The organism is Sulfitobacter sp. SH24 (assembly GCF_965641895.1).
Lineage (GTDB): Bacteria > Pseudomonadota > Alphaproteobacteria > Rhodobacterales > Rhodobacteraceae > Sulfitobacter > Sulfitobacter dubius.
Genome location: NZ_OZ282575.1, coordinates 2,596,463 through 2,622,748, shown reverse-complemented (window position 1 = coordinate 2,622,748; position 26,286 = coordinate 2,596,463). Strand labels below are relative to the sequence as shown.

Genomic DNA, 26,286 nt, shown 5'->3' with positions numbered 1-26,286 from the left:
TCCCCGATTCATGAGATATTGCCAGCCAAAGGCGCGTCAGACGCAAGGTAGAGCAGGCATGTATCGCATATTGGCATTATCGCTGGTGACAGCCCTTATCGCCCCTGCCACGTCGGCAGAGGGGCCAAAGCCCTTCCCTGAATTCTCGGCCAAACGGATCGCCCCTCCAAAGAAAGGGGCAAAGCGGATCACTGTGCAGATCGATCCCGCGGCCCGCGCTGCCGCGGCTGCCAAGGTTGAGACTGGTCCGGCGGTGGCTGCTACGCCCTCAGGGGCGATAGCACCTTTAAAGGCAGGGCAGTTCGACTGGTTCTGGGATAAGGTCTCTCCCGCAGCTGATGTCGGTGGGGCGGGGCGGTTGGCCCCGGCAATGGCGGCGCTTTCTACGGGCAAGGTGCCCGCACCGCGCCTTCAACACTTACAAGACATCGCCCGCAGCAATGGTGTGGATATCTTGCGCGCGACAGTTGGCACCAAGGTCTCTCCGGCGTTGGTGCTGGCGGTCATCAGTGTCGAATCGTCTGGGCGTAGCGATGCAGTAAGTCGGGCAGGCGCGGCAGGCTTGATGCAACTTATGCCCGATACCGCCGCGCGCTTTGGCGTCAGCGACAGTCTGATCGCAGCCGAGAATATCCTCGGCGGGGTCAAATACCTCGACTGGCTGATGGGAGAGTTCGACCGCGATCCAATTCTCGTGCTTGCCGGATACAATGCGGGGGAAGGATCCGTGCGCAAACACGCGGGCGTGCCGCCCTTTGCCGAAACGCGCGACTACGTGCCTAAAGTTCTGGCCGCGTTTCAGGTCGCGCAGGGGCTTTGCTTAACACCGCCTCAACTTATCAGCGATGGCTGCGTCTTTGCGGCGATGAACTAGGGCCGCAGTGGCGCCCCGGCGGATGCCGCCGGGGGCTTTGTTCAAACGATGGTGGCGTCTGTGGCCGCGCGCAGCTCGTCCTCGGTCACACCATCGGCGCATTCGACGATCCGCAAGCCGCCTTCGACCACGTCGAGCACACCGAGGTTCGTGATGATCCGGTCAACCACGCCCTTGCCGGTCAGCGGCAGGGTGCATTCCTTCAGCACCTTCGACTCACCGGCCTTGTTCTGGTGGTCCATCACCACGATGACCCGTTTGACGCCTGCAACGAGGTCCATCGCCCCGCCCATGCCTTTGACCAGCTTGCCGGGAATCATCCAGTTCGCCAGATCGCCGTTCTCGGCCACTTCCATCGCGCCAAGGATCGCGGCGGCGATTTTGCCACCACGGATCATGCCAAAAGACATGGCGCTGTCGAAATAGGCCGTGCGGCTGAGTTCGGTGATGGTCTGCTTGCCAGCGTTAATAAGGTCTGGATCTTCCTCGCCTTCAAAGGGGAAGGGGCCCATGCCCAACATGCCGTTTTCCGACTGAAGCGTGATGTCCTTGTCGCCGACGTAGTTCGCCACCAGCGTCGGAATACCGATGCCGAGGTTCACATACATGCCGTCTTCGAGCTCCTCTGCGGCCCGCGCCGCCATCTGATCTCTATCCCAAGGCATTATGCTTCCTCCCGCTGGCGTGTCGTGACCTTTTCGATGCGTTTCTCATGCTCGCCTTGGATGATGCGATGCACATAGATGCCCGGAAGGTGGATGTGATCGGGGTCGAGGCTGCCGCGCGGGACGATCTCTTCGACCTCGACGATGCAGACCTTGCCGCACATTGCTGCTGGTGGGTTGAAGTTGCGCGCGGTCTTGCGGAAGACAAGGTTGCCGGTGTCGTCGGCTTTCCATGCTTTGACGATCGACAGATCGGCAAAGATTCCCTCTTCGAGGATGTAATCCTCGCCGCCAAACTGCTTCACCTCTTTGCCCTCGGCAATCTGGGTGCCGACGCCGGTTTTGGTGTAAAAGCCGGGAATGCCCGCACCGCCGGCGCGCATGCGCTCGGCCAATGTGCCTTGGGGGTTGAACTCAAGCTCCAACTCCCCCGAGAGGTACTGACGCATGAACTCGGCGTTCTCGCCCACATAGGAGGAGATCATTTTCTTCACCTGCCGCGATTGCAGCAGAATGCCGATGCCGAAATCATCGACGCCCGCATTGTTCGACGCGAAGGTGAGGTCTTTGGCCCCGTTGTCCTTGATCGCCTGCAACAGCAATTCAGGAATGCCGCAAAGGCCAAAGCCCCCTGCGGCGATCAGCATGCCATCCGACAAGACGCCTTCCAGCGCTTCGGCGGCGGATCCATAGATTTTGTTCACGGACGACCTCCCTTGGTTTCGTTGCGCCATATGTGACGCTGCGTTGCCGCAGTGTCAATTACGTGGAGCTACGCAAGGAAGGCCGCCGCGAGAGGTTTAGATCACGCGGACCTGTGTGCCTACAGGGCACATTCCGAACAGCTCTTCGATCTTCTCGTTATAGAGACCGATACAGCCGTCCGAGGAGCGACGCCCGATCTTGCGCGTGTCATGGGTACCGTGAATGATATAGGCGGGCCAGCTTAGGTACATCGCATGGGTGCCCAGCGGGTTATCGGGGCCGGGCGGCATGTATTTGTAATGCGGGAAACGCTCCATCATCGAGGCGGTTGGGGTCCAGTCCGGCCCCTCTTTCTTGCGCACGATTTCGGTGTAGCCGCGTTTGGTCAACTCTTCGGTGGCAGGCACGGAGGTTGGGTAAACCTTGTAAATCTGGCCGTCGGCGCTCCAATAATGTAAGGCGCGGCTGATGGTATCGGCCACGATGGCACCTTTGCCAAGGCTGTCGAAATGATCCTGCCAGCGCTGCGTGGCAAAGCTCGACGCATTGCGCGACACCGGGGCTTCGTTGGAAAACTCGCGTGCCGCTTGACCCACTTCCTGCGCGCGCAGGATCTGCGGAGTCATCAGTGCCGCACCGCTGGCGGCAATAACGCCGCGTCGGGTGAATTTAATGCCTGACATGTATCTGCCTTTCATACTGGTCGTGCCGTTTGCCCCTGATCCGAAAATCAAAGGGAAATGGCAAATCACATATGCATGATGCTGGATGTGAAGATACGACACAGGCGGAACCGCGCCGATGGCGGCGCGGTCGCTCTGTTCGGGCGCGTGGTTTATGCGCTGTCGGCCTTATTGGCCGCTGGTTTCTTGGCGGCAGGCTTTTTCGCCGCCGGTTTTTTGGCAGGCGCTTTTTTCGCTGCGGGCTTCTTGGCAGCGGCCTTCGCCGCGGGCTTCTTTGCAGGCGCTTTCTTCTTGGTCGCCGCTTTGCGCTTGGCCGGAGATTTGGCGAGCTTTTCTTCAATTAACTCCACGGCGCGTTCCATGGTCAGGTCCGCCGGTTCAACCTCTTTCGGGATCGTGGCGTTGACCTTTTCCCACTTTACATAAGGCCCGTATTTGCCCTCCATGATATTGACCGCGCCGCCCATATCGGGGTGTTCGCCCATCTCGCGGATCGGCTTGGCGGCCTTGCCACGCCCACCACGGCTGGCGACTTTTTCGGCCAGCAATTGCACGGCGCGGTTCATGCCCACGGTAAAGACCTCATCGATCCCTTCGAGGTTGGCATTGGTGCCGCCCCGGTCCGAGGTGCTCTCAGCGTGTTTGATATATGGCCCATAGCGCCCGATGTTCGACCAGACCATCACGCCATCTTCGGGGTGCGGGCCGATCTGACGGGGGAGGGAGAGTAGCATAGCACCTTGTTCAAGCGTCACTTCTTCGGCGGGCCAATCTTTGGGGATCGATTGGCGCGGGGGCTTTTTGTTCTCTTCGGTCACAGGCCCGCGTTGCACATAGGGCCCAAAGCGGCCCTTGAAGACACGGATTTCGTCTCCCTGATCTTCGCCCAGCAGCTTGCCGTCTGGCGGGATCGCCGAAGCTTCGGCTTCTGGGTCTGGCGGGCCGAAGGGGCGGGTGTAGCGGCATTCGGGGTAGTTTGAGCAACCGATAAATGCCCCGCCCGAGCGCGCGGTTCGCATCGACAGGCGACCAATTTCGCAGTTCGGGCAAAGGCGCGGATCGCTGCCGTCTTCGGTGGGCGGGAAGAGATGCGGTTCCAGCACCTCGTTGATCTTTTCCAGAACTTCCGTGATCCGCAGTTCGGATGTTTCTGCAATCGCCGCCGAGAAGTCACGCCAGAAGCGGCGCAGCACTTCTTTATAGGCCGCGTCGCCCGCACTGACCTTATCAAGTTGGTCTTCTAGGTCGGCGGTGAAATCATACCCGACATAGCGGCGGAAGTAGTTCTCAAGAAAGGCGGTGACCAAACGGCCCTTATCCTCTGGGATCAGGCGGTTGCCATCCTTACGGACATATTCGCGGTCCTGAATCGTGGTGACGATGCTGGCATAGGTCGAGGGGCGGCCGATGCCGAGCTCTTCCATGCGTTTAACCAGCGTGGCTTCGGTATAGCGCGGCGGCGGCTGGGTGAAATGCTGCTCGGGGGTGACGGCGCGTTTGTCCATCGCGTCGCCTTGGCTGATCTGCGGCAGACGCTTGTCGTCCTCATCGACCACATCATCACGGCCTTCTTCATAGACCCGCAAGAACCCGTCGAACAGCACGACCTGACCATTGGCGCGCAGGCCAACCTGACCGTCATCGCTGCCGACCTCAACCGTGGTGCGTTCCAGCCGGGCGCTTTCCATCTGGCAGGCCAGCGTACGCTTCCAGATCAGATCATAGAGTTTCGCCTGATCGGCATCGAGCTTCAGAGCCTTGGCGTCTTTGGTCATATCCGTCGGGCGGATGCATTCGTGCGCTTCTTGGGCGTTCTTGGCCTTGTTCTTATAGATGCGCGGTTCTTTCGGGACGTAGTCCGCGCCAAAGCGGTCTTTGATTGCATCGCGGGCCATGGTCACCGCTTCGGGCGCCATATCGATGCCATCGGTCCGCATATAGGTGATGTGACCGGCCTCATAAAGGCGCTGCGCCGTCGACATCGTCTGCCTGGCGCCCATCGAAAATTTACGACTAGCCTCCTGCTGCAGGGTCGAGGTCATGAAGGGTGCCGATGGGTTGCGGCTGGCCGGTTTGGCCTCAACGTTCATGACTTTCAGCGCGCGGCTGGTGATCGCCTGCACGGCCATCTCGGCCTGCGTGGCATCGGCCAGATCGAAGCGGTCCAGCTTTTTGCCCGCAAGCGAGACAAGACGCGCTTCAAATTCCTGACCGCGCGGGGTGGCGAGCAGGGCTTTGACCGACCAATATTCACGGGCGCGGAAGGCTTCGATCTCCATCTCACGTTCAACGATCAAACGCAGGGTAACCGATTGCACCCGGCCTGCGGATTTTGCGCCCGGCAGCTTGCGCCACAGCACGGGGGAGAGGTTGAAGCCCACCAGATAGTCCAGCGCGCGGCGGGCCAAATAAGCCTCGACCAACGGCATATCGACCTGACGTGGATTTTCCATCGCCTCGGTCACGGCCTTTTTGGTGATCTGGTTGAAAACCACACGGCTGACCGGCGTGTCTTTCTTGATCGATTTGCGCTTGGTCAGCGCTTCTTGCAGGTGCCAACTGATCGCCTCGCCTTCGCGGTCGGGGTCAGTCGCGAGGATCAATGCGTTGTCTTTGGCCAAGGCGTCGGCAATGGCTTTGACGTGTTTTTTGCTGTCGCTGGCCACTTCCCATTTCATGTCGAAATCGGCGTCGGTGTCGACCGATCCGTCTTTGGGCGGCAGGTCTCGGACGTGGCCATAAGAGGCGAGGACAGTATAATTATCGCCCAAATATTTGTTGATCGTTTTGGCCTTGGCGGGGGATTCGACAACGACGACGGGCATAAATACAGGCACCTTAGATCATAAATGAGGGCAGCTTTGCGCTGTCTCATGTGGGATGGCGGGGGTGTTTGTCAATGCGGCTGCTGCTTATGACGGTTTTGCGAAACTGCGGTTTTGCGTCCCGAGAGGTGTAGAAAAGCGTTGCCGCTGGGATGCTTTGAAATGGTTCTTTCGCCGGGATGAGGCGCGTCAAGACCTCGGCGGTCCGCCGTTGTTTGCCCGGCATAAACTGCCGCCGCTTTGCTCCTGTGACGCTAGACCGTGCGACTTAGCAACCCGCCGGGCTGCCTTTCGATTTGTCCTTCCAACTCAAGATCAAGAAGCGCCGGGGCTACGGTGGTGCTGGGCACTTGCAGGTCGCGGATCAGTTGATCCTCCGCAATCGGAGCATGGCCGAGACGGGACAAGATGCGCGCATGCAGTTTTGCGATTGACCCCGTATTGCTACGGGCTTGCGTTGCGCGAAACGGCCGTGCGGATGTTTGACGCGAGGCAGGTTTTGCAGGGGTAGCCGTGTTCGCCGTTGGCCTATGCATATCCGGCAAAACCTCCAACACATCGGCGGCGGAGCGTATCAGCACAGCGCCATCACGGATCAGCATGTTGCCCCCTGCCGCGCGCGCGTCCATCGGGTGCCCCGGCACCGCGAGCACTTCGCGCCCTTGATCCAGCGCATCACGTGCGGTGATCAAGCTGCCGGAGCGGGCCGCCGCCTCAACCACCACGGTTGCCCGGCTCAATCCGGAAATGATGCGATTGCGGCGCGGGAAATGCCGCGCCATCGGTTGTAGGCCCATCGGTTGCTCTGACAGGCGCAGCCCTTGCGCTGCGATCTGATCCGCCAGCGCGGCATTTTCACTGGGATAGATGATGTCGACCCCACCTGCTTGAACCGCGATCGTACCGCGCGCAAGGGCCGCTTCATGCGCGGCCGCGTCGATTCCGCGTGCGAGGCCGGAGACGACGACAAAACCAGCCTCCCCCAGCTCTGCCGCGAGGGTGCGAGCCATGCGCAGGCCGAGTGAGGAGGCATTTCGTGCACCGACCAATGAAATCATCGGGCGGGTCAGCAGTGCGGGATCACCGATCAGCCACAGAAAGGGGGGGGCATCGGGCAGGTCGCATAGCAGATCAGGGTAGGGCGCTTGGCCCTCCACCAGCAGCCGTGCCCCGGCGGCGCGGGCGGCGTTAAGTTCGGCCTGAACAACCCCTTCGGGGCAGATGCGATAGTCAGAAATGCCAGCGGCATGGGCAACTTCTGGTAGAGCTGTCAGTGCATTGGTCGCCGAGCCATGTTCATCCAGCAACCGTCGGTAGGTCGAAATGCCGACACGGCGAGAGCGCAACAGACGAAGCCGGGCAAACTGTTCATCTTCCTGGGTGGGTGGGAGTGGGGGGTGAGTGGAAGAAGGATGTAGGTCCTTGTCAGTCATCCCGAAACTCCGTCCGTTGCAGAATCAGGTATAGAATTTGTTGCTTAACAACTCATGAATCTTTTCCCGACCATTTGCATTAACTCGGCCTCTTCGGCTTAGGTCGCCGCGCCGCCCACGGTTAGCCCGCCGATCATCAATGTCGGTTGACCCACGCCCACCGGCACCCACTGCCCCTGCTTGCCGCAGTTGCCCATGCCCGGATCCAGCGCCGGATCATTGCCGATAGCGCGGATCTGTTGCAGTGCCGTGGCCCCGTCACCGATCAGCGTGGCCCCTTTGACCGGTGCGCCGACCTTACCGTTCTGCACGCGATACGCTTCGGTGCAGGAAAATACGAATTTACCGTTGGTAATATCGACCTGCCCACCGCCAAAGCCGACGGCATAGATCCCATCTTTGAGGTCAGCCACGATATCGCCCGGTGCCACGTCCCCGCCCAGCATATATGTGTTGGTCATACGCGGCATCGGAATGTGCGCGTAGGACTGCCGCCGTCCGTTGCCGGTTGAGGCGCCGCCCATCAGCCGCCCATTCTGACGATCCTGCATATAGCCTACCAAGACCCCATCTTCGATCAGCACATTACGCGCCGAAGGGGTGCCTTCGTCATCGACAGAGATAGAGCCGCGGCGGTCCGGGATCGTGCCATCGTCCAAAACGGTCACGCCCTTTGCGGCGATCTGTTGGCCCATCAGCCCGGCAAAGGCGCTGGAGCCCTTGCGGTTGAAGTCGCCCTCTAGCCCGTGGCCAATGGCCTCATGCAGCAGGATGCCGGGCCAGCCGGGGCCAAGCACCACATCCATCACGCCCGCCGGGGCAGGGACTGCATCAAGGTTCACGCAAGCAATGCGCAGCGCCTCGCGCACCTTCGATTGCCAATCTTCTGGGGCCAGCATTCCGTCGAGACCAATCCGCCCGCCACCGCCGACGCCGCCGCTCTCACGGCGGCCGTTTTGTTCCACGATAACCGAGACGTTGACCCGCGTCATGGGGCGCACGTCGCGCACCGAATGCCCCTCGGGGCGGAGAATTTCGACCTCTTGAATGCTTGCGGCAATCGTAGCGCTTACCTGTACCACGCGGGAATCAAGGCCGCGGGCATAGGCGTCGATCTCGCGCAGCGTGTCGACTTTTACAGGAAAGGCATGGCCGGCAATCGGGTCTTCGTCAGTGTAAAGCCGTGCGTTGCTCGCTTGGGGCGCGTCGGCCCATGTGCCACCGCCATCACCCACCGCCAGCCGCGCCGTTTCTGCCGCACGACGCAGCGACGCTTCGCTGAGTTCGGTTGAATGCGCATAGCCCGCCACCTCGCCGCGTACCGCACGCAGGCCAAACCCCTCGGCGGCGTCATAGCTTGCGGTCTTGAGACGCCCATCATCGAAGACCAGCGCCTCGGAACGGCGACGTTCTAGGAATAATTCGCCGTCATCCGCACCGGTCACAGCTTCACGAAGGACGCTCAGAGCGGTTTCTCGGTCCAGATCGGCCTCAAACGGGGTGAATTGCGCGCTGCTCATTGGGGGTATCCTTGCTTGCTGTCACAAAACTGTCTCGCGCGGCTCTATGACGCAAGCATGTGACTTTATCTTGTAGGCAGAATATGATTGTAAGCACCCAGGATTACAACGGCACCGGATCGCAGCAGTGGTTCAGGTGTCTAATCGGCTTCTTAATGGTCACAAGATCAGGACGACATATGAAACATCTACTCCCCCTTTCCGGTCTTTTGACCAGCCTTGCCGCCCTGCCTGCATTGGCACAGGACAGCCTGCGCATTGACGGGCTTGATGTCATCGGCAGACCTGTTGACGGCGAGACAGGCTTTCAACCCGCTGTGACGCGGTTGGCGCAGGATATCCACGATTTGGATCACCTGATTCTCGTGATCATCACGCTCATCACGATTTTTGTGACGGGCCTGATCATCTGGGTCATGATCCGCTACAACAAAAAGCGGAACCCGACACCGTCGTCCTTTACCCACCACACGCCGATTGAGATCGCATGGACCATCCTGCCGATTCTGGTCCTCGTGCTGATTGGGGCCTATTCGCTGCCGATCCTGTTCCGCCAGCAGGAAATCCCTGAGGCAGACATCACGATCAAAGCGACAGGCAACCAGTGGTATTGGACTTATGAGTATGTCGACGAAGAGATCGCTTTTGACAGCTACATGATCGGCGCCCCGGCCACCTTGGGTGACGGCGACGAAGACGTGACCCCCTTCGTGTTGAATGACGCAATGGTCGCCAAGCTCGAAGACGAAGGCTATGCCCGCGAAGACTTTTTGCTGGCCACCGATACTTCTGTCGTGATCCCCGTGGGTCAGACGATCGTGGTGCAGGTTACCGCAAGCGACGTGATCCATTCGTGGACCATTCCCGCCTTTGGCGTGAAACAGGATGGCGTGCCGGGACGTTTGGCTGAACTGTGGTTCACCGCCGAGCAGGAAGGCGTCTATTACGGTCAGTGTTCCGAGCTTTGCGGGCAGGCCCACGCCTATATGCCGATCACCGTCAAAGTCGTTTCGGAAGAGGCCTATGCCGAGTGGCTCGGCAACGCCAAGGCGGAATATGCGGGCATCGAACAGCCGCTGACCGTCGCTTCTAAATAAGCCAGTTCCACGGGGCAGGGCCTAGGCCTTCGCCCCGTGTTTGCCCTGGGAAGGTTCGGGATGACTGACATCACCAATACGCCAACAAGTGAATACGACGCTCAGCTGGGGGATTACTTTGCCCTGTTGAAACCGCGCGTCATGTCGCTTGTCGTCTTCACGGCCTTCGTGGGTCTGTTGGCCGCGCCGGTCTCGGTCAATCCCGTCATCGGCTTTTGCGCGATCTTGTTCATCGCCATCGGCGGCGGCGCCTCGGGCGCGCTCAACATGTGGTGGGATGCCGATATCGACGCCGTGATGCGCCGCACGCGCGGGCGTCCGATCCCCTCGGGCCGTGTCCAGCCCGGAGAGGCGCTGACGCTTGGCGTGGCTTTGTCGGGTCTGTCGGTGATGATGCTGGGGCTGGCGACCAATCTGCTGGCCGCGGGCATGTTGCTTTTTACCATCCTGTTCTACGCCGTCTTCTATACCATGTGGCTGAAACGTCTGACGCCGCAGAACATCGTCATCGGCGGTGCCGCCGGGGCCTTCCCGCCGGTGATCGGCTGGGTCGCCGCGACGGGCAGCTTCTCGGTCGAGGCGTGGCTGATGTTCGCGCTGATCTTCATGTGGACACCACCACACTTCTGGGCATTGGCCCTGTTCATGCGCTCTGACTACGACGATGCCAAAGTGCCGATGCTGACCGTGACCCACGGTCGCCCGGCGACGCGGATGCATATCCTGATCTACACCGTTCTGTTGGCCGCTTTGGCGATTGGAACGGCCTTTACCGCAATCGGCGGCATCTTTTACTTCGCCGTGGCGCTGGTGCTGAACCTAGCCTTCCTGCTGGGGGCATGGCGCATCTGGAAACGGGATGAAGTGATGGCCGAAGCCGATGATTACGCCGAAGAGCGCAAGTTCTTCCGTCTGTCGCTGGCCTATTTGTTCCTGCACTTCGGCGCGATCTTGGGCGAAGCCGCCCTGCGTACCTTTGGTTTGGGGGGCTGGTGATGAGCTTTCGTCCTGAGCATGAACTGCACAAGCGCCGCCGGGGCCGCAATATTGGTGTCGGTCTGATGCTGGGGGCTTTTGTGGTGCTGATCATGGCGCTGACCTACGTCAAGATCACGCAAACCGACTTTGAACTGCCTGCTAACCAACGCGAGGTGACCCAGTAATGCCGATCTCCGGTCCTCAGAAAACAGTTATGCAAACCGTCAGCGTCGTGGTGCTGATGGGCGGTTTGGCTTGGGCCTCCGTCCCGTTCTACGATTGGTTCTGCCGTGTCACAGGTTTCGGCGGGACGCCGGGGCAGGTGACGGCGGGCAGCGCGGATGTGCTGGATCAAACCGTCAAGGTTCGCTTTGACGGATCGCTCAACGACGGTATGCCGTGGGAGTTCAAGCCCGTGGTCCGCGAAATGGAGGTCCGCATCGGGGAAACCGGGCTGGCGTTTTATGAAGCCTACAACCCAACCGACCATGCGGTCGCAGGGCAGGCGAGCTATAACGTGACCCCCTATACCGCAGGGCCGTTCTTTGAAAAGATTGACTGCTTTTGCTTCACCGAACAGGTGCTGGCCCCCGGTGAACGTGTCCAGATGCCGGTAAGCTTCTTTGTCGACCCCGAAATGGTCGAAGACCGCGATGGGAAGTTTGTACATACCATCACACTATCTTATACATTCTATGAAATTGACCTGCCCGAAGGCTATGCCGCCCTCGATCAGGCCAGCGCCACAGCAACGAATTAACGACCTGATTAAACAAAGGTGAGGGACCCGAAACCATGGCCCATGCAAAGAACCACGACTATCACATTCTGCCCCCCTCTTCTTGGCCACTGCTCGGCTCGCTTGGTGGGTTTGTCATGCTGGCCGGTGCCGTGCTCTGGATGCACGGTGTAACGCCTTTTGTCTTCCTCGGCGGTCTGGTCGCCACGCTCTATGTCATGTTCGCATGGTGGGCCGAAGTCGTAACCGAAAGCGAAGTCGGGGATCACACCGGCGTTGTGCGGATCGGCCTGCGCTATGGCTTTATCCTCTTCATCATGTCCGAAGTGATGTTCTTCGTCGCTTGGTTTTGGTCTTTCTTCAAGCAAGCCCTGTACCCGATGTATGAATATGCGGGCACTGAATACGTGCAACCTGAGATTCACGCAGTAGACGCCTTCCACTTGCCGCTGATCAACACGCTGGTCTTGCTGCTCTCGGGCTGTGCCGTGACTTGGGCACACCATGCACTGGCCCATGAGAATAACCGTAAAGACCTGATTTCGGGCCTGACCATTGCGGTGATCCTTGGTGTGCTCTTCACCGCGCTTCAGGCTTACGAATACTACGAGCTGCTGGTCCATGACGATTGGACCTTCGGCGGCGACATGTATTTCTCCAGCTTCTTCATGGCGACAGGCTTTCACGGCTTCCACGTTGTGATCGGTACGATCTTCCTCTTCGTCTGCCTGCTGCGTGCGATGCGGGGCCACTTCACCCCCGAGCGGCACGTGGGCTTTGAAGCGGCGGCTTGGTACTGGCACTTCGTCGATGTGGTCTGGCTGTTCCTCTTCTTCGCCGTCTACATGTGGGGCCAGCCCTGAACATAGGGCGGGGTTGCATCCGCGCCCCACACCCGTAAAACCCAAACGCGCGAAGCCTTCTTCGCGCGTTTGTCGTTTCAGCCTGAGAGATTCGTATGCGGCGCAGCCTGTTCTTCATCATCGTCGGTCTTGGCGGGGCGGCCATCCTCGTGGCGCTTGGGGTATGGCAGGTGCAGCGGCTGGCATGGAAAGAAGCAATTGTCGCCGACATCGACGCCCGCATCACCGCCGCGCCTGCTGAGTTGCCCGCCCAACCTGACCCTGAGGCCGACGCCTACCTGCCCGTGATGGTGGAGGGAGAGATCGGTGCGGACGCGCTACATGTACTCGTCAGCCAAAAGCAAAAGGGCGCGGGCTATCGTATCATCGCGCCGCTGACGCTGGACGCTGGTCGCCGCATCCTCGTCGATCTGGGTTTCACCGCGACCGAGAATAAAGACGCGGTAAAACCTGCTGGCCCCGCCCGCATCATCGGCAATCTGCAATGGCCCCAAGAGGTCGACAGTTTCACGCCCGAGGTTGATACCGCCCGCAATATTTGGTTCGCCCGCGACGTGCCTTTGATGGCCGAAACGCTTGGCACGGAACCACTCCTCGTCGTCGCCCGTGAGACCGAGGGAGGTGACCCCAAGATCGCCCCGCTGCCCGTCGATACCGCCCGCATCCCCAACGATCACTTGCAATATGCGATCACCTGGTTTTCCCTCGCCGCCATCTGGCTGGCGATGACCGTTCTTTTCCTGCGCCGCCGCCGCGCCCCTGCAACGCCGAAAGTCGACTGACCCTATGCGCTATATCTCTACCCGTGGCTCCGCCCCCGTTCTGTCCTTCGAAGAGGCGATGCTGACCGGCCTTGCCCGTGACGGCGGCCTCTATGTGCCAGAAACGATCCCGACACTCAGCACGGACCAGATCACCGCCATGCAGGGCCAAAGCTACGAAGAGGTCGCCTTTACCGTCATGCGCCCATTCATCGGTGACACTTTCACTGACGACGAATTCCGCACCATTATCGCCCGCGCCTACGAAGGCTTCGGCCACACCGCCCGCGCGCCGATGGTGCAGCTTGCGCCGAACCACTTCCTGCTGGAACTGTTCCACGGCCCCACGCTGGCGTTCAAAGACTTCGCCATGCAACTCATCGGCCAGATGTTCCAAGCCGCACTGGGCCGCAAGGGCGAACGCGTCACCATCGTCGGCGCCACCTCGGGTGACACCGGCTCCGCCGCGATCGAAGCCTTCAAAGGCTTGGATAACGTCGACGTCTTCATCCTCTACCCGCATGGTCGGGTTTCTGACGTGCAGCGCCGCCAGATGACCACGCCTGCGGAAACCAACGTGCACGCGCTGGCCATCGACGGCGATTTTGACGATTGCCAAGCGCGCCTCAAGGACATGTTCAACGATTTTGACTTCCGCGATTCCGTGCGGCTGGCGGGTGTGAACTCGATCAACTGGGGCCGGGTGCTGGCGCAGGTGGTCTATTACTTCACCGCCGCCACTAGCCTCGGCGCGCCCCTGCGTGAGATCAGCTTCACCGTGCCCACCGGCAACTTCGGTGACATCTTCGCGGGCTACATCGCCAAACGCATGGGTCTGCCCATCGCCGATCTGGTGGTCGCCACCAACCAGAACGACATCTTGCACCGCTGCCTCTCAGGCCAAGGCTACCACAAAGGCGGCGTGACCCCCTCGATCAGCCCCTCGATGGACATCCAAGTCTCGTCCAATTTCGAGCGCGCCCTCTTCGACGCATACGACCGCGATGCCGGGGCCGTGGCGCAACTGATGGACGAATTGGGGCAGGGCGGTTTCGATGTCTCCCAAGGCGCCATGCAGGCGCTGCAAGACACCTACCGCTCTGGCCGCGCGTCGGAAGAAGAAACCAGCGCCACCATCGCAGACCGCCGCACCACCACGGGTGAGCTGCTCTGCCCACATTCCGCCGTCGGCGTGAAAGTCGCGGATGAGCTGCGCGATCCGGCCACCCCAATGGTCACGCTGGCCACAGCGCACCCGGCTAAATTCCCCGACGCGGTCGAAGCCGCCACCGGGATCCGCCCGGCCCTGCCGCCCCGCATGGCGGACCTTTTCGACCGGGAAGAACGTTTCACCCGGCTGCCCAATGACCTCGACGCGCTGAAAGCGCATATCAAAGGAAACCTCCCCGCGTGAGCCTTCAACAGACCACATTGCCCAACGGCTTTCGCATCGTCACCGAACATATGGAGGGGCTCGCCTCCTCCGCCATCGGCGTCTGGGTCAACGCAGGCGCGCGCCACGAGACGCCGCAGCAAAACGGCATCGCGCATTTCCTTGAACATATGGCGTTCAAAGGCACCGCGACCCGCTCATCGCTGCAAATCGCCGAAGCGATCGAAGACGTGGGCGGCTATATCAACGCCTATACCTCGCGCGAGGTCACAGCCTACTACGCGCGCGTGCTGGAAAACGACGTGGCGCTTGGCCTTGATGTGATTGCAGATATCCTGCGCAATCCGGTGCTGGACCCTTCTGAGGTTGAAGTCGAACGCGGCGTGATCCTGCAAGAGATCGGCCAAGCACTCGATACGCCCGATGACGTGATCTTCGACTGGCTGCAAGAGCAGGCTTATCCAGATCAACCCATCGGCCGCACCATCCTCGGCCCGTCCGAACGTGTCTCGGCCTTCTCGCGCGACGATCTGCAACGCTTCATCGCGGACCACTACGGGCCAGAGCAGATGATCCTCTCGGCTGCCGGTGCCGTGGACCACGATAAGATCGTAAAACTGGCCGAAAGCCTCTTTGGCGACATGCCCTCGAAAAAACTCTACCAGATCGACAGCGCCCGTTTCGGCGGCGGCGAGTTCCGACAGGTCAAACAGCTTGAACAGGCCCATTTCGCCCTTGGCTTTGAAAGCCCCGGCTATCGGTCCGACGATATCTATATCGCCCAAATCTACGCCTCTGCCTTGGGCGGCGGCATGTCTTCGCGCCTGTTCCAAGAGATCCGCGAAAACCGCGGCCTCTGCTACACGATCTTTGCCCAAGCAGGCGCCTATGCCGATACGGGCATGACCACGATCTACGCGGGCACCAGCGCCGAGCAACTGCCCGAACTGGCAAACATCACCATCGACGAGATGAAGCGCGCGGCCTCTGACATGTCCCCCGCCGAAGTCGCCCGCGCCCGCGCCCAGATGAAAGCCGGGCTGCTGATGGGGTTGGAAAGCCCCTCGAACCGCGCCGAACGTCTGGCCCGCCTCATCCAAATCTGGGACCGCGTCCCGCCGCTGGAAGAAACCGTGGCCCAGATCGACGCTGTCACCACCGGCGACGTGCGCGACTTCGCCGAACGCATGGCCATCCAAGCGCCCGCGGCTCTTGCGCTCTACGGCCCCGTAGATGGCGCGCCAACGCTCGACGAGCTTCACAGCAGACGCGCCGCCTGATGCTGCTGGGGCGACGCAAACTGCGGATCGAAACGGAACGGCTGACCCTGCGTCCGCCGATCCATGCCGATTTCCGCGCCTGGTCCGCTCTGCGCCGCGCCAGCAACGACTATCTACGCCCGTGGGAGCCGACATGGGCCGAGGATCACCTGACCCGCAAGGCTTTCACCAACCGCGTCTACTGGGCGCAGCGCTCGGTGTCTTCGGGCAACGCCATGCCGCTCTTCTTGATCCGCCGCAGCGATCAAAACCTCGTCGGTGCGATCACCCTCGACAATATCCGCCGTGGCCCCGCGCAATCCGGCACGTTAGGCTATTGGACGGGCGAGCCCTTTGCGCGCCAAGGCTACATGCGCGAGGCGATCGAAGCGACGGTGCATCAGGCCTTCACGCGGTTTGACCTGTCGCGCATCGAAGCCGCCTGCCTGCCGGAAAACCAAGCCTCCCGCGGCCTGCTAGAAAAGGCGGGCTTTAAATACGAAGGCGTCGCGCAGAGCTATTTGCAAATCGATGGCCGCTGGCGAACCCATGTGCTCTATGCCTCCCTGCGCAAGGATCGGCGCGGGCGCACGGACGTAGGCTAAGCCTCAGCGCGGAGCGCTTCGCTGCTGATACAAGCATCGCCGGGGCATTATTGCCCCGCCTCACGCCCCGCATTCTCCCAGCCGTTCCGGCGCTTTGCTCTTGCATCCGCGCGCCTCGCGCAGGATCAAAGGGCCATGACACTGAACCCAGCCGACACCGCCTTCACCGACACCCTGCGCGCGCGACTGCCCGACGACGTGCTGCGCGAACCCGCGCAGCGCTACCTTGAAGAACCCCGCGGCCGTTATGCAGGGCAGGGTGGCGTCTTGGCCTTGCCGCGCAATACGGAAGAGGTCGCCACCCTGATCCGCGCCGCCCATGCCGCCCGCGTGCCGGTCGTGCCTTACGGCGGCGGCACCGGGCTTGTTGGCGGGCAGATCAGTAGCGATGGCCCGGCACCGCTGATCCTCTCCCTTGAGCGCATGAACCGCATCCGCGCCGTCTTACCCGAAGAGAACGTACTGGTCGCCGAAGCGGGCGTCATCCTCGCTGATGTCCAAGCCGCCGCCGAAGAGGCAAACCGCCTCTTCCCCCTGTCCCTCGCTGCCGAAGGGACCGCGCGGATCGGCGGCACACTCTCGACCAACGCAGGCGGCACTGGCGTGCTGCGCTACGGCAATGCCCGCGACCTCTGCCTCGGTCTCGAAGCCGTCCTGCCTGACGGCCAAATCTGGCACGGCCTGACCCGCCTGCGCAAAAACAACACCGGCTACGATCTGCGCAACCTGCTGATCGGCGCCGAAGGCACGCTCGGCGTGATCACCGCCGCCGCCCTCAAACTCTACGCGCGCCCGGCCCGCAGTGGCACCGCGTTCATGGTGGTCGGGAGCCCGGCCGCCGCATTGGCGCTCCTCTCCCTCGCGCGGGACCACTTGGGCGAAATGATCAGCGCTTTTGAATTGATGCACCGTAGAGGTTTCGATTTCCTTAACGAAACTCTCCCCAACATCCGCCAACCCTTCGCCGAAACGCCCGAATGGTGCGTCCTGATCGACATCGGCACCCCCGGAGAGATCGATACCAACGCCGCGCTAGAAGCGCTCTTCGCCGCAGCGCTTGACGCGGGCCTCGTCTCGGACGGCCTCATCGCGCAGAACGCCCAGCAGGCCCAAGACTTCTGGACCATCCGCGAAACCATCCCCGAGGCCAATCGCCTGATCGGCTCGGTCTCAAGCCACGACATCTCAGTGCCCCTCGGCGCGACCCCCGAATTCATCACCCGCGCCACCGACGCGCTCTCGGCGCTCGGCGACTTCCGCATCAACTGTTTCGGCCATGTCGGGGACGGCAATCTGCACTACAACGTCTTCCCCGCAAAGGGAAAAACCCGCGCCGATTACGAAGATCAACGCGACGACTTGAAACGTCTGGTCCACGATCTCGTACATGAATTGGGCGGGTCATTCAGCGCGGAACATGGCGTGGGCCGCGTCAAGGTCGATGACCTCGAACGCTATAGCGACCCCGCCAAACTCGCCGCCATGCGCGCCATCAAAACGGCGCTCGACCCCCAAGGCATCATGAACCCCGGCGCCGTCCTAAGGGCTTAAAGCCCGTCAAAAGCGCAGAGCGCATGCACCTCTTTGCCAAGCGCTTCCAACCGCTTGCGCCCGCCCAATTCGGGCAGGTCGATGATAAAGGCGCAGGAAACGATCTCGCCGCCCAAACGCTCGATCAGTTTGATCCCGGCCTCCGCGGTGCCGCCGGTGGCCAAGAGATCATCCACCACCAAAACCTTCTCGCCCGGCTTGATCGCATCGTCATGCAGCTCAACAATGGCCTCGCCATATTCAAGCTTATATTCCTGACTGATCACCGTGCCGGGCAGCTTGCCCTTCTTGCGGATCGGCACAAAACCCACGCTCAACTGATGCGCAATCGCCCCGCCCAGAATAAAGCCACGCGCTTCGAGCCCCACCACCTTGTCGATATTGATCCCCGCATAGGGGTGCAGCATCTGGTCGATCGCCATGCGAAACCCGCGCGGATCGGCAAAAAGCGTTGTCACGTCACGAAACATGATCCCCTCATGGGGGAAATCTACGATCGTGCGAATATAGTCCTGAACCTGTTTCATGCCGCCCTTCCGCGTGTTTGACCGGACCCGTCTTAGCGCAACGCGCCGCCCGGGCGAACCCCCCATCTGCGCCCGCCGCCCAACATCCGAAAAGGGGCGCCAAACCCCCTCCCTTCATCCTTTCTTAAATACCTTCCGCACTCAGCCAAGCAGAACCGCCGCCCGCGGTCAAAGCATCCGCCTCGCCACCGCATCCAGCTTGGCCAGCAATTCCGGATCCCGCGCATCCGGCTGGGTCAGGATCGCAAATTCCAGCGCCCGGTCACAGCCATGCGGGCAGGGCGCACGCTCGGCACCCAAAAGCGCGGGCAGCCGCGAAACCATGGCGCGGCCCTTGTCGGCATTGCCCATCAGCGTGGCGATGATTTGCGTCACATCCACCTCGCCGTGGTCGGGGTGCCAACTGTCGTAATCGGTGATCATCGCCACGCTCGCATAGCAAAGCTCTGCCTCGCGGGCCAATTTCGCCTCGGGCATATTGGTCATGCCGATCACATCCGCGCTCCAGCTTTCGCGGTACATCTTGGATTCAGCCAGTGTCGAGAATTGCGGCCCCTCCATCGCCAGATAGGTGCCGCCGCGATGTACGTTGATGCCCGCGTCCCGTGCGGCAGTCTCGCAAGCGTCGCTCAGGCGCGGGCAGGTGGGGTGGGCCACACTCACATGCGCGACGCATCCGGGGCCGAAAAAGCTCTTCTCGCGGGCCATGGTCCGGTCGATGAATTGATCGACGATGACAAAATCGCCCGGTGCCATTTCCTCGCGGAACGATCCGCAGGCTGACACGCTGATCACATCGGTACAGCCCAGCCGTTTGAGCGCGTCGATATTGGCGCGGTAGGGCACGGAGGTTGGCGTATGCACATGCCCACGCCCATGGCGCGGCAAAAAGACCATGGCCACCCCATCCAGAGTCCCGGTCAGTACCTGATCCGACGGCGCCCCCCATGGGGTCTCCACCGTGACCCAATCGGCATCCTTCAGACCGTCGATATCATAGATGCCTGAGCCGCCGATCACGGCGATTTTCGTATCTGTCATGGGGGAGCCTGTGCCTCGGATGGTTGCCAATGAAGCTTAAAGAACCTCACAGATTTCCGTGGGGTTCAAGTGTTTTTGCCACCGTGGAAGACACGTCTTAGTCAGGAATTGCCAGTGCTCATCGAGAGCTGGCCCTTGCATAGATGTGTTTCTGCATTGCAGCAGCCTTAGTTTGATCGTCGCCAAGATGCTTTTCATCGTGGTAAAACTACTCTAGGTGCAGCCAAAAGCGCCCCGCATCCGCGGTCAGGGCGCTATATCCGTTTTCCGAAAGTCAAAGGACGCCCCTATGCGCGCCACGCTGCACAATTTTACCAAGAACCTTGATGTGACCGATCTGCGTTGGATGCCGGACGATGGTTTTTCTATCGGGCGGTTGCGCATCGAACTGCTGTCGGGGCTGACGGTTGCATTGGCGCTGGTGCCCGAAGCGGTGGCCTTTGCTTTCGTGGCCGGGGTGCATCCTTTGGTTGGTCTTTATGCTGCCTTCCTTGTCGGTCTCATCACGGCGTTGATTGGCGGTCGGCCTGGGATGATCTCGGGTGCCACGGGCGCTCTGGCTGTCGTCATGGTGGCCTTGGTGGCGCAGCACGGGGTTGAATACCTCTTTGCTACTGTCGTTCTGATGGGCCTGTTGCAGATTTTCGCAGGCGTCATGCAGTGGGGCAAGTTCATCCGGCTGGTGCCGCATCCGGTGATGTTGGGCTTCGTCAACGGTCTGGCGATTGTGATTTTCTTGGCCCAGATGAGCCAGTTTAAAGTGCCCGGCACCATGGTCGACACGGGCCACGGCATGGGCGGTGGCGAATGGCTTTCGGGCCAGCCGCTCTACCTGATGCTGGCGCTGGTGGCGGCGACCATGGCGATCATCTGGATCACCCCGCGCATCACCAAGCTGATCCCCGCGCCGCTTGCGGGCATCGGGATCATCGCCGCTTTGGTGATTGGTTTCGGCCTCGACGTGCCGCGGGTGGGTGATCTGGCTTCGATCCAAGGCGGATTGCCGAGCTTGCACATCCCCATGGTGCCGCTGACGTGGGAGACCTTTGAGATCATCCTTCCTTACGCCGTGATCCTCGCCGCCATTGGCCTGATCGAAAGCTTGCTGACACTGAACCTTGTGGGCGATCTGACGGGCAAGCGCGGCGGTGCGAGCCAAGAGTGTATCGCCCAAGGTGTGGCCAATACGGTTACCGGTTTCTTTGGCGGCATGGGCGGCTGTGCGATGATCGGCCAGTCGATGATCAACGTGAAATCGGGTGGCCGCACCCGCGTTGCCGGAATCGCGGCGGCGGTGTTCTTGCTGCTCTTCATCCTCATCGGCTCTTCGGTGATTGAACTGATCCCGCTGGCGGCGCTGGTTGGCGTGATGTTCATGGTGGTGATCGGCACCTTTGCATGGAACTCGCTCACCATCCTGCGGAAAGTGCCGCTGATGGACGCTTTCGTCATCATTCTGGTGACTGTGGTAACCGTGATGGAAGACCTCGCCGTGGCGGTGGTCGTGGGCGTGATCGTCTCGGCGCTGGCCTATGCGTGGAACAACGCCCGCCGCATCCACGCGACCACGCGCGAGTCGGTGACCGAGAAGGGCGCTAAGGTCTATGAAGTCCACGGGCCGCTGTTCTTCGGCTCCTCCGACGGCTTTGCCGAGCTTTTCGACGTGGAGAACGACCCCGAGGTGGTGATCGTCGATTTCGCTGATAGCCGGGTGGTGGATCAATCCGCGCTACAGGCGATCGAGGCGATGGCCGCGAAATACGAGGCGGCGGGCAAGCGCTTGCAACTGCGCCACCTTAGCCGGGATTGTCACCGTCTGCTGAACAAAGCGGGGCATCTGATGGTCGATAGCGATGACGACCCCGATTATGAATTGGCCGTGGATTACGACGTGCGCACCGGGGTTCTGGGCGGGCACTAAAATGAAAGCCCGGCGCTACATAAAAGCGCCGGGTTTTTTCTTTCACCACAGCCCGGAATCAAGCCGCAGGCGCCGGGCCATCGCCTGCCCGCGCGTCACGCCAAAGGCGTGCCTAAATATTACTGGCGCACCTTCGGTGCGACCGGGTAGGCGATTGGGTGAGGCCGGGCGCGATATTGAAAACGCGCATCTTGGCTGAGCCATAAAGTGGTTTCAACCACTGTTAGTTCGCCCACCCGCGGGCAGGCGATGGCCCTCGTCAATCATTCGGACGCTTCAACTCAAACAGCTCCCGCACAACCGTGTAATCACGATAGCCCATGCGCGACAGCGGCTGGTACTGCGTCACGTCAAAACGTCCGTCCACCACGCAATCATCACGCAGATGCACGCCAATTACCTCGCCAAACACGACGAAGTTCGCCTCACCGGGCAGTTGCACGATCTGCGTCACCTTGCATTCCAGATTCGCCGGGGCATCGGCCACCCGCGCACAGGCGATTTGATCACATTCCGCCTTGGTGATCCCGGCGCGCTCAAACTCATCGGTTCCATGCGGCAACTGCGCCGATGTCACGTTCATTGCATCCCGCGCGGCGTATTCAACGATGTTTACACAAAAGACACCGGTCTCGCGGATATTGGCGACCGAATCCTTGGTGCCGTCCACATCATCCTTGGCGCTGGTAGAGGCGAACATCACCTGCGGCGGCACATAAGCCACGGCGTTAAAGAACGAATAGGGCGCGAGGTTGTCGCGGCCCTGCCCATCGCGGCTGGAGATCCAGCCGATGGGGCGCGGCGTGACGATGGCGTTAAACGGGTTATGCGGCAGACCATGGCCGTCTTCGGGACGATAAAACATGAACACTCCTTGATGGTTTGCACCTATGGCTAGCCTCATGCTACGTCCAGCGCCACCCGCAATTGCTCCTGAAAGCCTCCGGCCTTGCATCAGACGCTCTACAAGATGACCCCGGAGGGGCCCGCCGACCATTGGGAGGTTGAGGCGCTTTATGACACCTGTTTCGCGCCGGGGCGTGAGGCGCTGTCGTCTTACCGGCTGCGCGACGGTGTGCCGCCCGTGGCGGGGCTGAGCCATGTGGCGCGCGATAGCGGTGGGATTCTGGCAGGCGCGATCCGCTATTGGCCGGTGCGCATTGACGCGACGCCGGCGCTGTTGCTGGGCCCCGTTGCCGTCCACCCCACACGGCAGGGCGAAGGACTGGGCGCAGCCTTGATTGAGACCTCACTGGCGCAGGCGGCCCCGCTGGGGTGGGAGCGGGTGATGCTGGTGGGCGATGCCCCTTACTACAACCGCTTTGGCTTTACCCTGCTGCAAGATGTCGAGATGCCCCCGCCGACGAACCCGGCCCGCGTCCTGGGCCGCGCCTTGGCCGAGAACGCTTGGGCAGGGGTGACCGGTAAGGTTCGCCGCTGGTACGATTGATTTTACCCCGCTCCCGACCCACATTGTGCCTAAGCTCAAAGAGGGACGCCCATGCAGATCGAAAGTAACCTGCCCAGCACCATCGACGTCGATGCACGACTGGACGAGATCGCCCGCCGCTATAAGCAGGCCGGGGGCGTGGGCATCCATGTGCTGAACCTGATCGGAGGCAGCGCGGATGGGTTGATCGACCGTTTGCCGGGGGCCGTGCGCCGCAACCTCGAAAGCGCCACGATGAAGGCGCTGAACCACGCGATGCAGGCCGCGCATTCTAGCCGCAGCTATGTAAAGGACCAGCAAGGCTGGCTGAACCAAGCGGTCTCGACCGCCATGGGGGCCGCTGGCGGGGCCGGGGGCTTGCCCACCGCGCTGGCCGAGCTGCCCGTGACCACGACGCTGCTTTTGCGGGTTATTCAGGGTGTGGCCGCAGAACATGGCTTTGATCCGGCGGCTGAGAATGTGCAGTTCGACTGCGTGCATGTCTTCACCGCTGCAGGGCCGCTGGCCGATGATAACACGGCTGATCTGGGATTTCTGACAGTCCGGATGGCGCTTACGGGGCGTGCAATGAACGCGGTGATCGCTCGTGTGGCCCCGCGCCTTGCCGTTGTGTTGGGCCAAAAGCTTGCGGCTCAAGCTGTGCCGGTATTGGGCGCAGTAGCTGGGGCTGCGACAAACTATGCCTATACCAGCTATTACCAAGATATGGCCCATGTGCATTTTGGCATGCGCAAATTGGCGATAGAGGCGGATATTCCGCAAGAAGAACTGGTCGCCCGGCTGCGTCAGAAAATGGGTCGAACGCCGCCCAAAATTTGATCAGCGCCCGATACTGCCGGGGGCCACGGTGGTGGCCTTGATGATGGCATAGCAGTCCATCCCCGCGCGCAGGTCGAGATCGCGCACCGCGCGGGCGGTGACGCGGGCGAGCAGACGGTCGCCGCCTGCATCCAGCGCGATGGCAGCGCCCGGTCCGTCGCCGGGATGCACGGCATCAACCCGCACGGGCAGGATATTGACCGAAGACAGCCCCTCTGGCCGTTGCCGGGACAGGATCACATCCTGCGCCAGAACCCGCAGGCGCACCCGCGCGCCTATGGGGGCCTGCACCCCCGGCAATTCCAGCTGCCCCGCCCGCACAGCAAGGGTCGAGAGCCCATCCTCTGCATGGGCGAGGACGTCAGCTTCCAGCACTGCGCCGGCTTCGCGCACACCCAGCAGAGGTACCGCAGCAGGGTCGGCCATGACGTCAAACAACGCGCCCTGCGCTCTCAGCCGTCCGTTTTGCAGCAGCACCAAACGGTCGGCAAGGCGCGCAATTTCGTCCACCGCGTGGCTGACATAGAGGATCGGCAAGCCCAAGGCTCCATCGCGCAGACGTTCGAGGTAGGGCAGGATTTCCTGCTTGCGCGGACCATCAAGGCTTGCCAGAGGTTCGTCCATCAGCAGCAGGCGAGGGTGGCAGAGCAATGTCCGGCCAAGTGCGACGCGCTGTTTCTCTCCGCCCGACAGCGTGGCCGGGGCGCGGTCCAAAAGCGGGCCCAGCCCCAAAAGAGCGACCACATCATCAAGACCAGCTCCCCTGCTGCCCCGCGGGGCGTAGCGCGCGCCGAAGGTCAGGTTACTGCGCACGTCCAGATGCGGGAAAAGCCGCGCGTCTTGAAAGACATAGCCCAGCCTGCGGCGATGCGGCGGCACCCAGATGCCGCGCTGTGTATCCAAAAGCACCTCACCGTCCAGCACCACGCGCCCGACATCGGGGCGCAGCAATCCGGCAAGTGCGTTGATCACCGTCGTCTTGCCCGCGCCGGAGCGGCCAAAGAGCGCGGTAATCCCGCCTTGGGTGGTGAAAGACAGATCCAGATCGAAGCCATCGAACCCATGGCGCAGCGTAACCTCCAGCATCACCCCGCCCCTGAAATCCGTTTGGCGACCCGTCGCGCCAAGGCTTCTGAAAGTAGCACGGCGGCCAGCGCCACCAGCCCAGCCAGTGCCGCCATAGCCAGCGCGCGGTTTTCGCCGCCCGGCACCTGCAAGGCGGTCCAGATCGCACTGGGCAGGGTTTGGGTCTGGCCGGGGATATTGGCGACAAAGGTGATCGTGGCGCCGAATTCGCCCATCGCCTTGGCAAAGCCCATTACCGCCCCGGCGAGGATGCCGGGAAAGATCAGCGGAAGGGTGACGCGGCAGAACACGCTGATGCGCGGCGCGCCAAGCGTGGCGGCGGCGGCCTCGATCCGTGGGTCGACGGCTTCGATCGCCAGGCGCATGGCGCGGACCATCAGCGGGAAGCCCATGATCAGCGCGGCCAGCACCGCGCCCGTCCAGTGAAAGGCAAGACCGATGCCGAGGCTCTCTAACAGGCTTCCCAAAGGGGCGTTGCGGCCAAAGCCGAGCAGCAGCAGATAGCCCGTCACCACCGGCGGCAGCACCAGTGGCAGATGGACAAACGCACTCAGCAGACCTTTGCCGCGAAACTCCTTGCGGGCAAGAATCCACGCGACCCAAAGCGCCAGCGGCAGAGAGCAGAGCATTGCCACGCTGGCCACCCGCAGCGACAGCAACAGCGCGGCCCAAGCGGCGGCATCAAGATCCATGATTGGCCCGGAGGAAGCCATGATCCTCAAGGATCGCCTGCGCCTTTTGCGTGGTCAGGAAATCGACCAGCGCGGTGCCTTCCGGCGTCAGGGCGGCAGCGGGATAGGTGATGGGGGCATGGGTGTCGGCGGGCACCTTATAGACGATCTGCACGTCATCCTCGGCATGGGCGTCGCTGGCATAAACCACACCAAAGGGCGTATCGCCGCGCGCGACCAAGGCCAGCGCGGCGCGGACATTGTCCGTTTCGGCCAATTGGCTCTGCAACCCCTCCCACAACCCCTCATGCGTCAGCCAATCGCGGGCATAGCTGCCTGCGGGCACCGCGTCGCGCTGGCCCATGGCCAGCCGGCCCGTGGGGCCAAGCCGGGCGGGCAGGTCGGCAGGTTGTGACAGGGGGGCGGTGCCGACGGGGGCAATCAAAACCAAGTGGTTGCGGGCGATGATCTGCGCTTCCTCAGCGGCAGTGATCCCCTGATCCGCCAACCAATCCATCCAGTCGCTATTCGCCAGCAGAACGACATCCGCAGGCGCACCGGCTGCGACCTGTCGTGCCATCGTGCCCGATCCGCCATAGGCCAAGATCAAGGGCGCGGGAAACGCCGCCGCGATCTCCTCCAACGCGCCACGCAGGCTGGCGGCGGCAAAGACCGTCAGCGGTGCCTCGGCCCGAAGGGGCAGGGCAAGGCTGCAGAACACGGTCAGAAGGGCGCAAAATCTTATCATTTTGGTAGTATCTTTGATGCATTGAGGGGGGGCAAGTGCATATGGTCAGACTGGGATCGCCACGCTAGGGTA

General features: G+C 61.6%; 26 protein-coding genes. 14 read left to right on the top strand and 12 right to left on the bottom strand.

Translation table 11 applies throughout. The features are described 5' to 3' along the window. Nucleotides 1-58 precede the first annotated feature (58 nt). Complete coding sequence (locus ACSQ16_RS15490) at nt 59-874, top strand: lytic transglycosylase domain-containing protein (RefSeq protein ID WP_243262464.1); 816 nt, start codon at nt 59-61, stop codon at nt 872-874. 41 nt (nt 875-915) lie between these two features. Here the strand turns inward: ACSQ16_RS15490 and ACSQ16_RS15485 are convergent, their stop codons facing one another. The 6 genes from ACSQ16_RS15485 to tldD form a co-directional block, all read right to left on the bottom strand. Beyond that, nucleotides 916-1,539, bottom strand: a complete 624-nt coding sequence (locus ACSQ16_RS15485) for a CoA transferase subunit B (RefSeq protein WP_243262465.1) — start codon at nt 1,537-1,539, stop codon at nt 916-918. After that, nucleotides 1,539-2,243, bottom strand: coding sequence for a CoA transferase subunit A (locus tag ACSQ16_RS15480; protein WP_243262466.1), 705 nt, complete (start codon nt 2,241-2,243; stop codon nt 1,539-1,541). Before ACSQ16_RS15480 ends, ACSQ16_RS15485 begins: the two co-directional genes overlap by 1 nt. 96 nt (nt 2,244-2,339) lie before the next feature. Next, nucleotides 2,340-2,927, bottom strand: coding sequence for a L,D-transpeptidase (locus ACSQ16_RS15475; RefSeq protein ID WP_093926890.1), 588 nt, complete (start codon nt 2,925-2,927; stop codon nt 2,340-2,342). A 152-nt stretch (nt 2,928-3,079) separates the two neighbouring features. Beyond that, nucleotides 3,080-5,752 (bottom strand): type I DNA topoisomerase, encoded by a 2,673-nt coding sequence (gene topA, locus ACSQ16_RS15470; protein ID WP_243262467.1) that lies wholly within the window; start codon nt 5,750-5,752, stop codon nt 3,080-3,082. Nucleotides 5,753-6,006: 254 nt separating this feature from the next. Continuing rightward, a complete protein-coding gene (dprA, locus tag ACSQ16_RS15465; RefSeq protein WP_243262468.1) occupies nt 6,007-7,185 on the bottom strand; it encodes a DNA-processing protein DprA in 1,179 nt (392 codons plus the stop codon). A 98-nt stretch (nt 7,186-7,283) separates the two neighbouring features. Further along, nucleotides 7,284-8,705 (bottom strand): metalloprotease TldD, encoded by a 1,422-nt coding sequence (gene tldD, locus ACSQ16_RS15460; protein ID WP_243262469.1) that lies wholly within the window; start codon nt 8,703-8,705, stop codon nt 7,284-7,286. A 179-nt stretch (nt 8,706-8,884) separates the two neighbouring features. On the opposite strand from tldD, the gene coxB reads away from it, so the two are divergent. From coxB to ACSQ16_RS15410, 10 genes are all read left to right on the top strand, one after another. Next, nucleotides 8,885-9,802: a cytochrome c oxidase subunit II gene (gene coxB / locus ACSQ16_RS15455; RefSeq protein WP_093926886.1), complete on the top strand. Its 918-nt coding sequence runs from the start codon at nt 8,885-8,887 to the stop codon at nt 9,800-9,802. A gap of 60 nt (nt 9,803-9,862) precedes the next feature. After that, nucleotides 9,863-10,798, top strand: a complete 936-nt coding sequence (gene cyoE, locus ACSQ16_RS15450; protein ID WP_243262470.1) for a heme o synthase — start codon at nt 9,863-9,865, stop codon at nt 10,796-10,798. Next, nucleotides 10,798-10,965, top strand: a complete 168-nt coding sequence (locus tag ACSQ16_RS15445) for a cytochrome C oxidase assembly protein (RefSeq protein ID WP_067621905.1) — start codon at nt 10,798-10,800, stop codon at nt 10,963-10,965. Before cyoE ends, ACSQ16_RS15445 begins: the two co-directional genes overlap by 1 nt. After that, on the top strand, nt 10,965-11,540 hold the full coding sequence (locus tag ACSQ16_RS15440) for a cytochrome c oxidase assembly protein (RefSeq protein WP_093926884.1): 576 nt from the start codon (nt 10,965-10,967) through the stop codon (nt 11,538-11,540). The genes ACSQ16_RS15445 and ACSQ16_RS15440 overlap by 1 nt, the downstream gene beginning before the upstream one ends. Nucleotides 11,541-11,575: 35 nt before the next feature. After that, nucleotides 11,576-12,382: a cytochrome c oxidase subunit 3 gene (locus ACSQ16_RS15435; protein WP_093926883.1), complete on the top strand. Its 807-nt coding sequence runs from the start codon at nt 11,576-11,578 to the stop codon at nt 12,380-12,382. Between the two features lie 95 nt (nt 12,383-12,477). Continuing rightward, on the top strand, nt 12,478-13,164 hold the full coding sequence (locus ACSQ16_RS15430; protein WP_093926882.1) for an SURF1 family protein: 687 nt from the start codon (nt 12,478-12,480) through the stop codon (nt 13,162-13,164). Between the two features lie 4 nt (nt 13,165-13,168). After that, nucleotides 13,169-14,557 (top strand): threonine synthase, encoded by a 1,389-nt coding sequence (gene thrC / locus ACSQ16_RS15425; protein ID WP_243262471.1) that lies wholly within the window; start codon nt 13,169-13,171, stop codon nt 14,555-14,557. Next, nucleotides 14,554-15,816, top strand: coding sequence for a M16 family metallopeptidase (locus ACSQ16_RS15420; RefSeq protein ID WP_243262472.1), 1,263 nt, complete (start codon nt 14,554-14,556; stop codon nt 15,814-15,816). Before thrC ends, ACSQ16_RS15420 begins: the two co-directional genes overlap by 4 nt. Further along, entirely contained in the window at nt 15,816-16,400 is a 585-nt protein-coding gene (locus ACSQ16_RS15415) for a GNAT family N-acetyltransferase (RefSeq protein ID WP_093926879.1), read from the top strand. The genes ACSQ16_RS15420 and ACSQ16_RS15415 overlap by 1 nt, the downstream gene beginning before the upstream one ends. 135 nt (nt 16,401-16,535) lie before the next feature. Beyond that, nucleotides 16,536-17,951 carry an FAD-binding oxidoreductase gene (locus ACSQ16_RS15410; RefSeq protein ID WP_243262473.1) on the top strand — a complete coding sequence of 472 codons (1,416 nt, stop codon included), beginning with the start codon at nt 16,536-16,538 and terminating at the stop codon, nt 17,949-17,951. On the opposite strand, the gene ACSQ16_RS15405 is transcribed toward ACSQ16_RS15410, so the two are convergent. Together ACSQ16_RS15405 and ACSQ16_RS15400 are read right to left on the bottom strand one after the other, a co-directional pair. Further along, nucleotides 17,948-18,478, bottom strand: coding sequence for an adenine phosphoribosyltransferase (locus ACSQ16_RS15405; RefSeq protein WP_067939895.1), 531 nt, complete (start codon nt 18,476-18,478; stop codon nt 17,948-17,950). The two genes, ACSQ16_RS15410 and ACSQ16_RS15405, sit on opposite strands and share 4 nt — an antisense overlap. Nucleotides 18,479-18,646: 168 nt before the next feature. Further along, nucleotides 18,647-19,519, bottom strand: coding sequence for an S-methyl-5'-thioadenosine phosphorylase (locus ACSQ16_RS15400; RefSeq protein WP_243262474.1), 873 nt, complete (start codon nt 19,517-19,519; stop codon nt 18,647-18,649). A gap of 289 nt (nt 19,520-19,808) precedes the next feature. Between ACSQ16_RS15400 and ACSQ16_RS15395 the strand changes: the two genes are divergently transcribed. Continuing rightward, the gene (locus ACSQ16_RS15395; RefSeq protein WP_243262475.1) at nt 19,809-21,440 is read left to right on the top strand and encodes a SulP family inorganic anion transporter; all 1,632 of its coding nucleotides are present in this window, start codon (nt 19,809-19,811) and stop codon (nt 21,438-21,440) included. 259 nt (nt 21,441-21,699) lie between these two features. On the opposite strand, the gene ACSQ16_RS15390 is transcribed toward ACSQ16_RS15395, so the two are convergent. Next, a complete protein-coding gene (locus ACSQ16_RS15390) occupies nt 21,700-22,305 on the bottom strand; it encodes a flavin reductase family protein (RefSeq protein WP_243262476.1) in 606 nt (201 codons plus the stop codon). Nucleotides 22,306-22,410: 105 nt separating this feature from the next. On the opposite strand from ACSQ16_RS15390, the gene ACSQ16_RS15385 reads away from it, so the two are divergent. Both ACSQ16_RS15385 and ACSQ16_RS15380 read left to right on the top strand, forming a co-directional pair. Then, complete coding sequence (locus ACSQ16_RS15385) at nt 22,411-22,890, top strand: GNAT family N-acetyltransferase (protein ID WP_243263133.1); 480 nt, start codon at nt 22,411-22,413, stop codon at nt 22,888-22,890. Nucleotides 22,891-22,941: 51 nt separating this feature from the next. After that, nucleotides 22,942-23,709, top strand: a complete 768-nt coding sequence (locus tag ACSQ16_RS15380) for an EcsC family protein (protein WP_243262477.1) — start codon at nt 22,942-22,944, stop codon at nt 23,707-23,709. On the opposite strand, the gene modC is transcribed toward ACSQ16_RS15380, so the two are convergent. The 3 genes from modC to modA are packed head-to-tail and all read right to left on the bottom strand — an operon-like array spanning nt 23,710 to nt 26,214. Continuing rightward, a complete protein-coding gene (gene modC / locus ACSQ16_RS15375; RefSeq protein ID WP_394805084.1) occupies nt 23,710-24,795 on the bottom strand; it encodes a molybdenum ABC transporter ATP-binding protein in 1,086 nt (361 codons plus the stop codon). Next, nucleotides 24,795-25,487 (bottom strand): molybdate ABC transporter permease subunit, encoded by a 693-nt coding sequence (gene modB / locus ACSQ16_RS15370; RefSeq protein ID WP_243262479.1) that lies wholly within the window; start codon nt 25,485-25,487, stop codon nt 24,795-24,797. Before modB ends, modC begins: the two co-directional genes overlap by 1 nt. Further along, the gene (gene modA / locus ACSQ16_RS15365; protein ID WP_317406327.1) at nt 25,477-26,214 is read right to left on the bottom strand and encodes a molybdate ABC transporter substrate-binding protein; all 738 of its coding nucleotides are present in this window, start codon (nt 26,212-26,214) and stop codon (nt 25,477-25,479) included. Before modA ends, modB begins: the two co-directional genes overlap by 11 nt. Nucleotides 26,215-26,286 lie beyond the last annotated feature (72 nt).

Bases quoted from the DNA above. Each gene is read 5' to 3' on its own strand.
- thrC (WP_243262471.1), top strand. From the start codon at position 13,169: ATGCGCTATATCTCTACCCGTGGCTCCGCCCCCGTTCTGTCCTTCGAA.
- ACSQ16_RS15435 (WP_093926883.1), top strand. From the start codon at position 11,576: ATGGCCCATGCAAAGAACCACGACTATCACATTCTGCCCCCCTCTTCT.
- ACSQ16_RS15415 (WP_093926879.1), top strand. From the start codon at position 15,816: ATGCTGCTGGGGCGACGCAAACTGCGGATCGAAACGGAACGGCTGACC.
- topA (WP_243262467.1), bottom strand. From the start codon at position 5,752: ATGCCCGTCGTCGTTGTCGAATCCCCCGCCAAGGCCAAAACGATCAAC.
- ACSQ16_RS15485 (WP_243262465.1), bottom strand. From the start codon at position 1,539: ATGCCTTGGGATAGAGATCAGATGGCGGCGCGGGCCGCAGAGGAGCTC.
- ACSQ16_RS15380 (WP_243262477.1), top strand. From the start codon at position 22,942: ATGCAGATCGAAAGTAACCTGCCCAGCACCATCGACGTCGATGCACGA.
- ACSQ16_RS15385 (WP_243263133.1), top strand. From the start codon at position 22,411: ATGACCCCGGAGGGGCCCGCCGACCATTGGGAGGTTGAGGCGCTTTAT.
- cyoE (WP_243262470.1), top strand. From the start codon at position 9,863: ATGACTGACATCACCAATACGCCAACAAGTGAATACGACGCTCAGCTG.
- tldD (WP_243262469.1), bottom strand. From the start codon at position 8,705: ATGAGCAGCGCGCAATTCACCCCGTTTGAGGCCGATCTGGACCGAGAA.
- modB (WP_243262479.1), bottom strand. From the start codon at position 25,487: ATGGATCTTGATGCCGCCGCTTGGGCCGCGCTGTTGCTGTCGCTGCGG.
- ACSQ16_RS15430 (WP_093926882.1), top strand. From the start codon at position 12,478: ATGCGGCGCAGCCTGTTCTTCATCATCGTCGGTCTTGGCGGGGCGGCC.
- modC (WP_394805084.1), bottom strand. From the start codon at position 24,795: ATGCTGGAGGTTACGCTGCGCCATGGGTTCGATGGCTTCGATCTGGAT.
- ACSQ16_RS15445 (WP_067621905.1), top strand. From the start codon at position 10,798: ATGAGCTTTCGTCCTGAGCATGAACTGCACAAGCGCCGCCGGGGCCGC.
- modA (WP_317406327.1), bottom strand. From the start codon at position 26,214: ATGATAAGATTTTGCGCCCTTCTGACCGTGTTCTGCAGCCTTGCCCTG.
- ACSQ16_RS15405 (WP_067939895.1), bottom strand. From the start codon at position 18,478: ATGAAACAGGTTCAGGACTATATTCGCACGATCGTAGATTTCCCCCAT.
- ACSQ16_RS15475 (WP_093926890.1), bottom strand. From the start codon at position 2,927: ATGTCAGGCATTAAATTCACCCGACGCGGCGTTATTGCCGCCAGCGGT.
- coxB (WP_093926886.1), top strand. From the start codon at position 8,885: ATGAAACATCTACTCCCCCTTTCCGGTCTTTTGACCAGCCTTGCCGCC.
- ACSQ16_RS15410 (WP_243262473.1), top strand. From the start codon at position 16,536: ATGACACTGAACCCAGCCGACACCGCCTTCACCGACACCCTGCGCGCG.
- ACSQ16_RS15395 (WP_243262475.1), top strand. From the start codon at position 19,809: ATGCGCGCCACGCTGCACAATTTTACCAAGAACCTTGATGTGACCGAT.
- dprA (WP_243262468.1), bottom strand. From the start codon at position 7,185: ATGACTGACAAGGACCTACATCCTTCTTCCACTCACCCCCCACTCCCA.
- ACSQ16_RS15400 (WP_243262474.1), bottom strand. From the start codon at position 19,519: ATGACAGATACGAAAATCGCCGTGATCGGCGGCTCAGGCATCTATGAT.
- ACSQ16_RS15490 (WP_243262464.1), top strand. From the start codon at position 59: ATGTATCGCATATTGGCATTATCGCTGGTGACAGCCCTTATCGCCCCT.
- ACSQ16_RS15390 (WP_243262476.1), bottom strand. From the start codon at position 22,305: ATGTTTTATCGTCCCGAAGACGGCCATGGTCTGCCGCATAACCCGTTT.
- ACSQ16_RS15440 (WP_093926884.1), top strand. From the start codon at position 10,965: ATGCCGATCTCCGGTCCTCAGAAAACAGTTATGCAAACCGTCAGCGTC.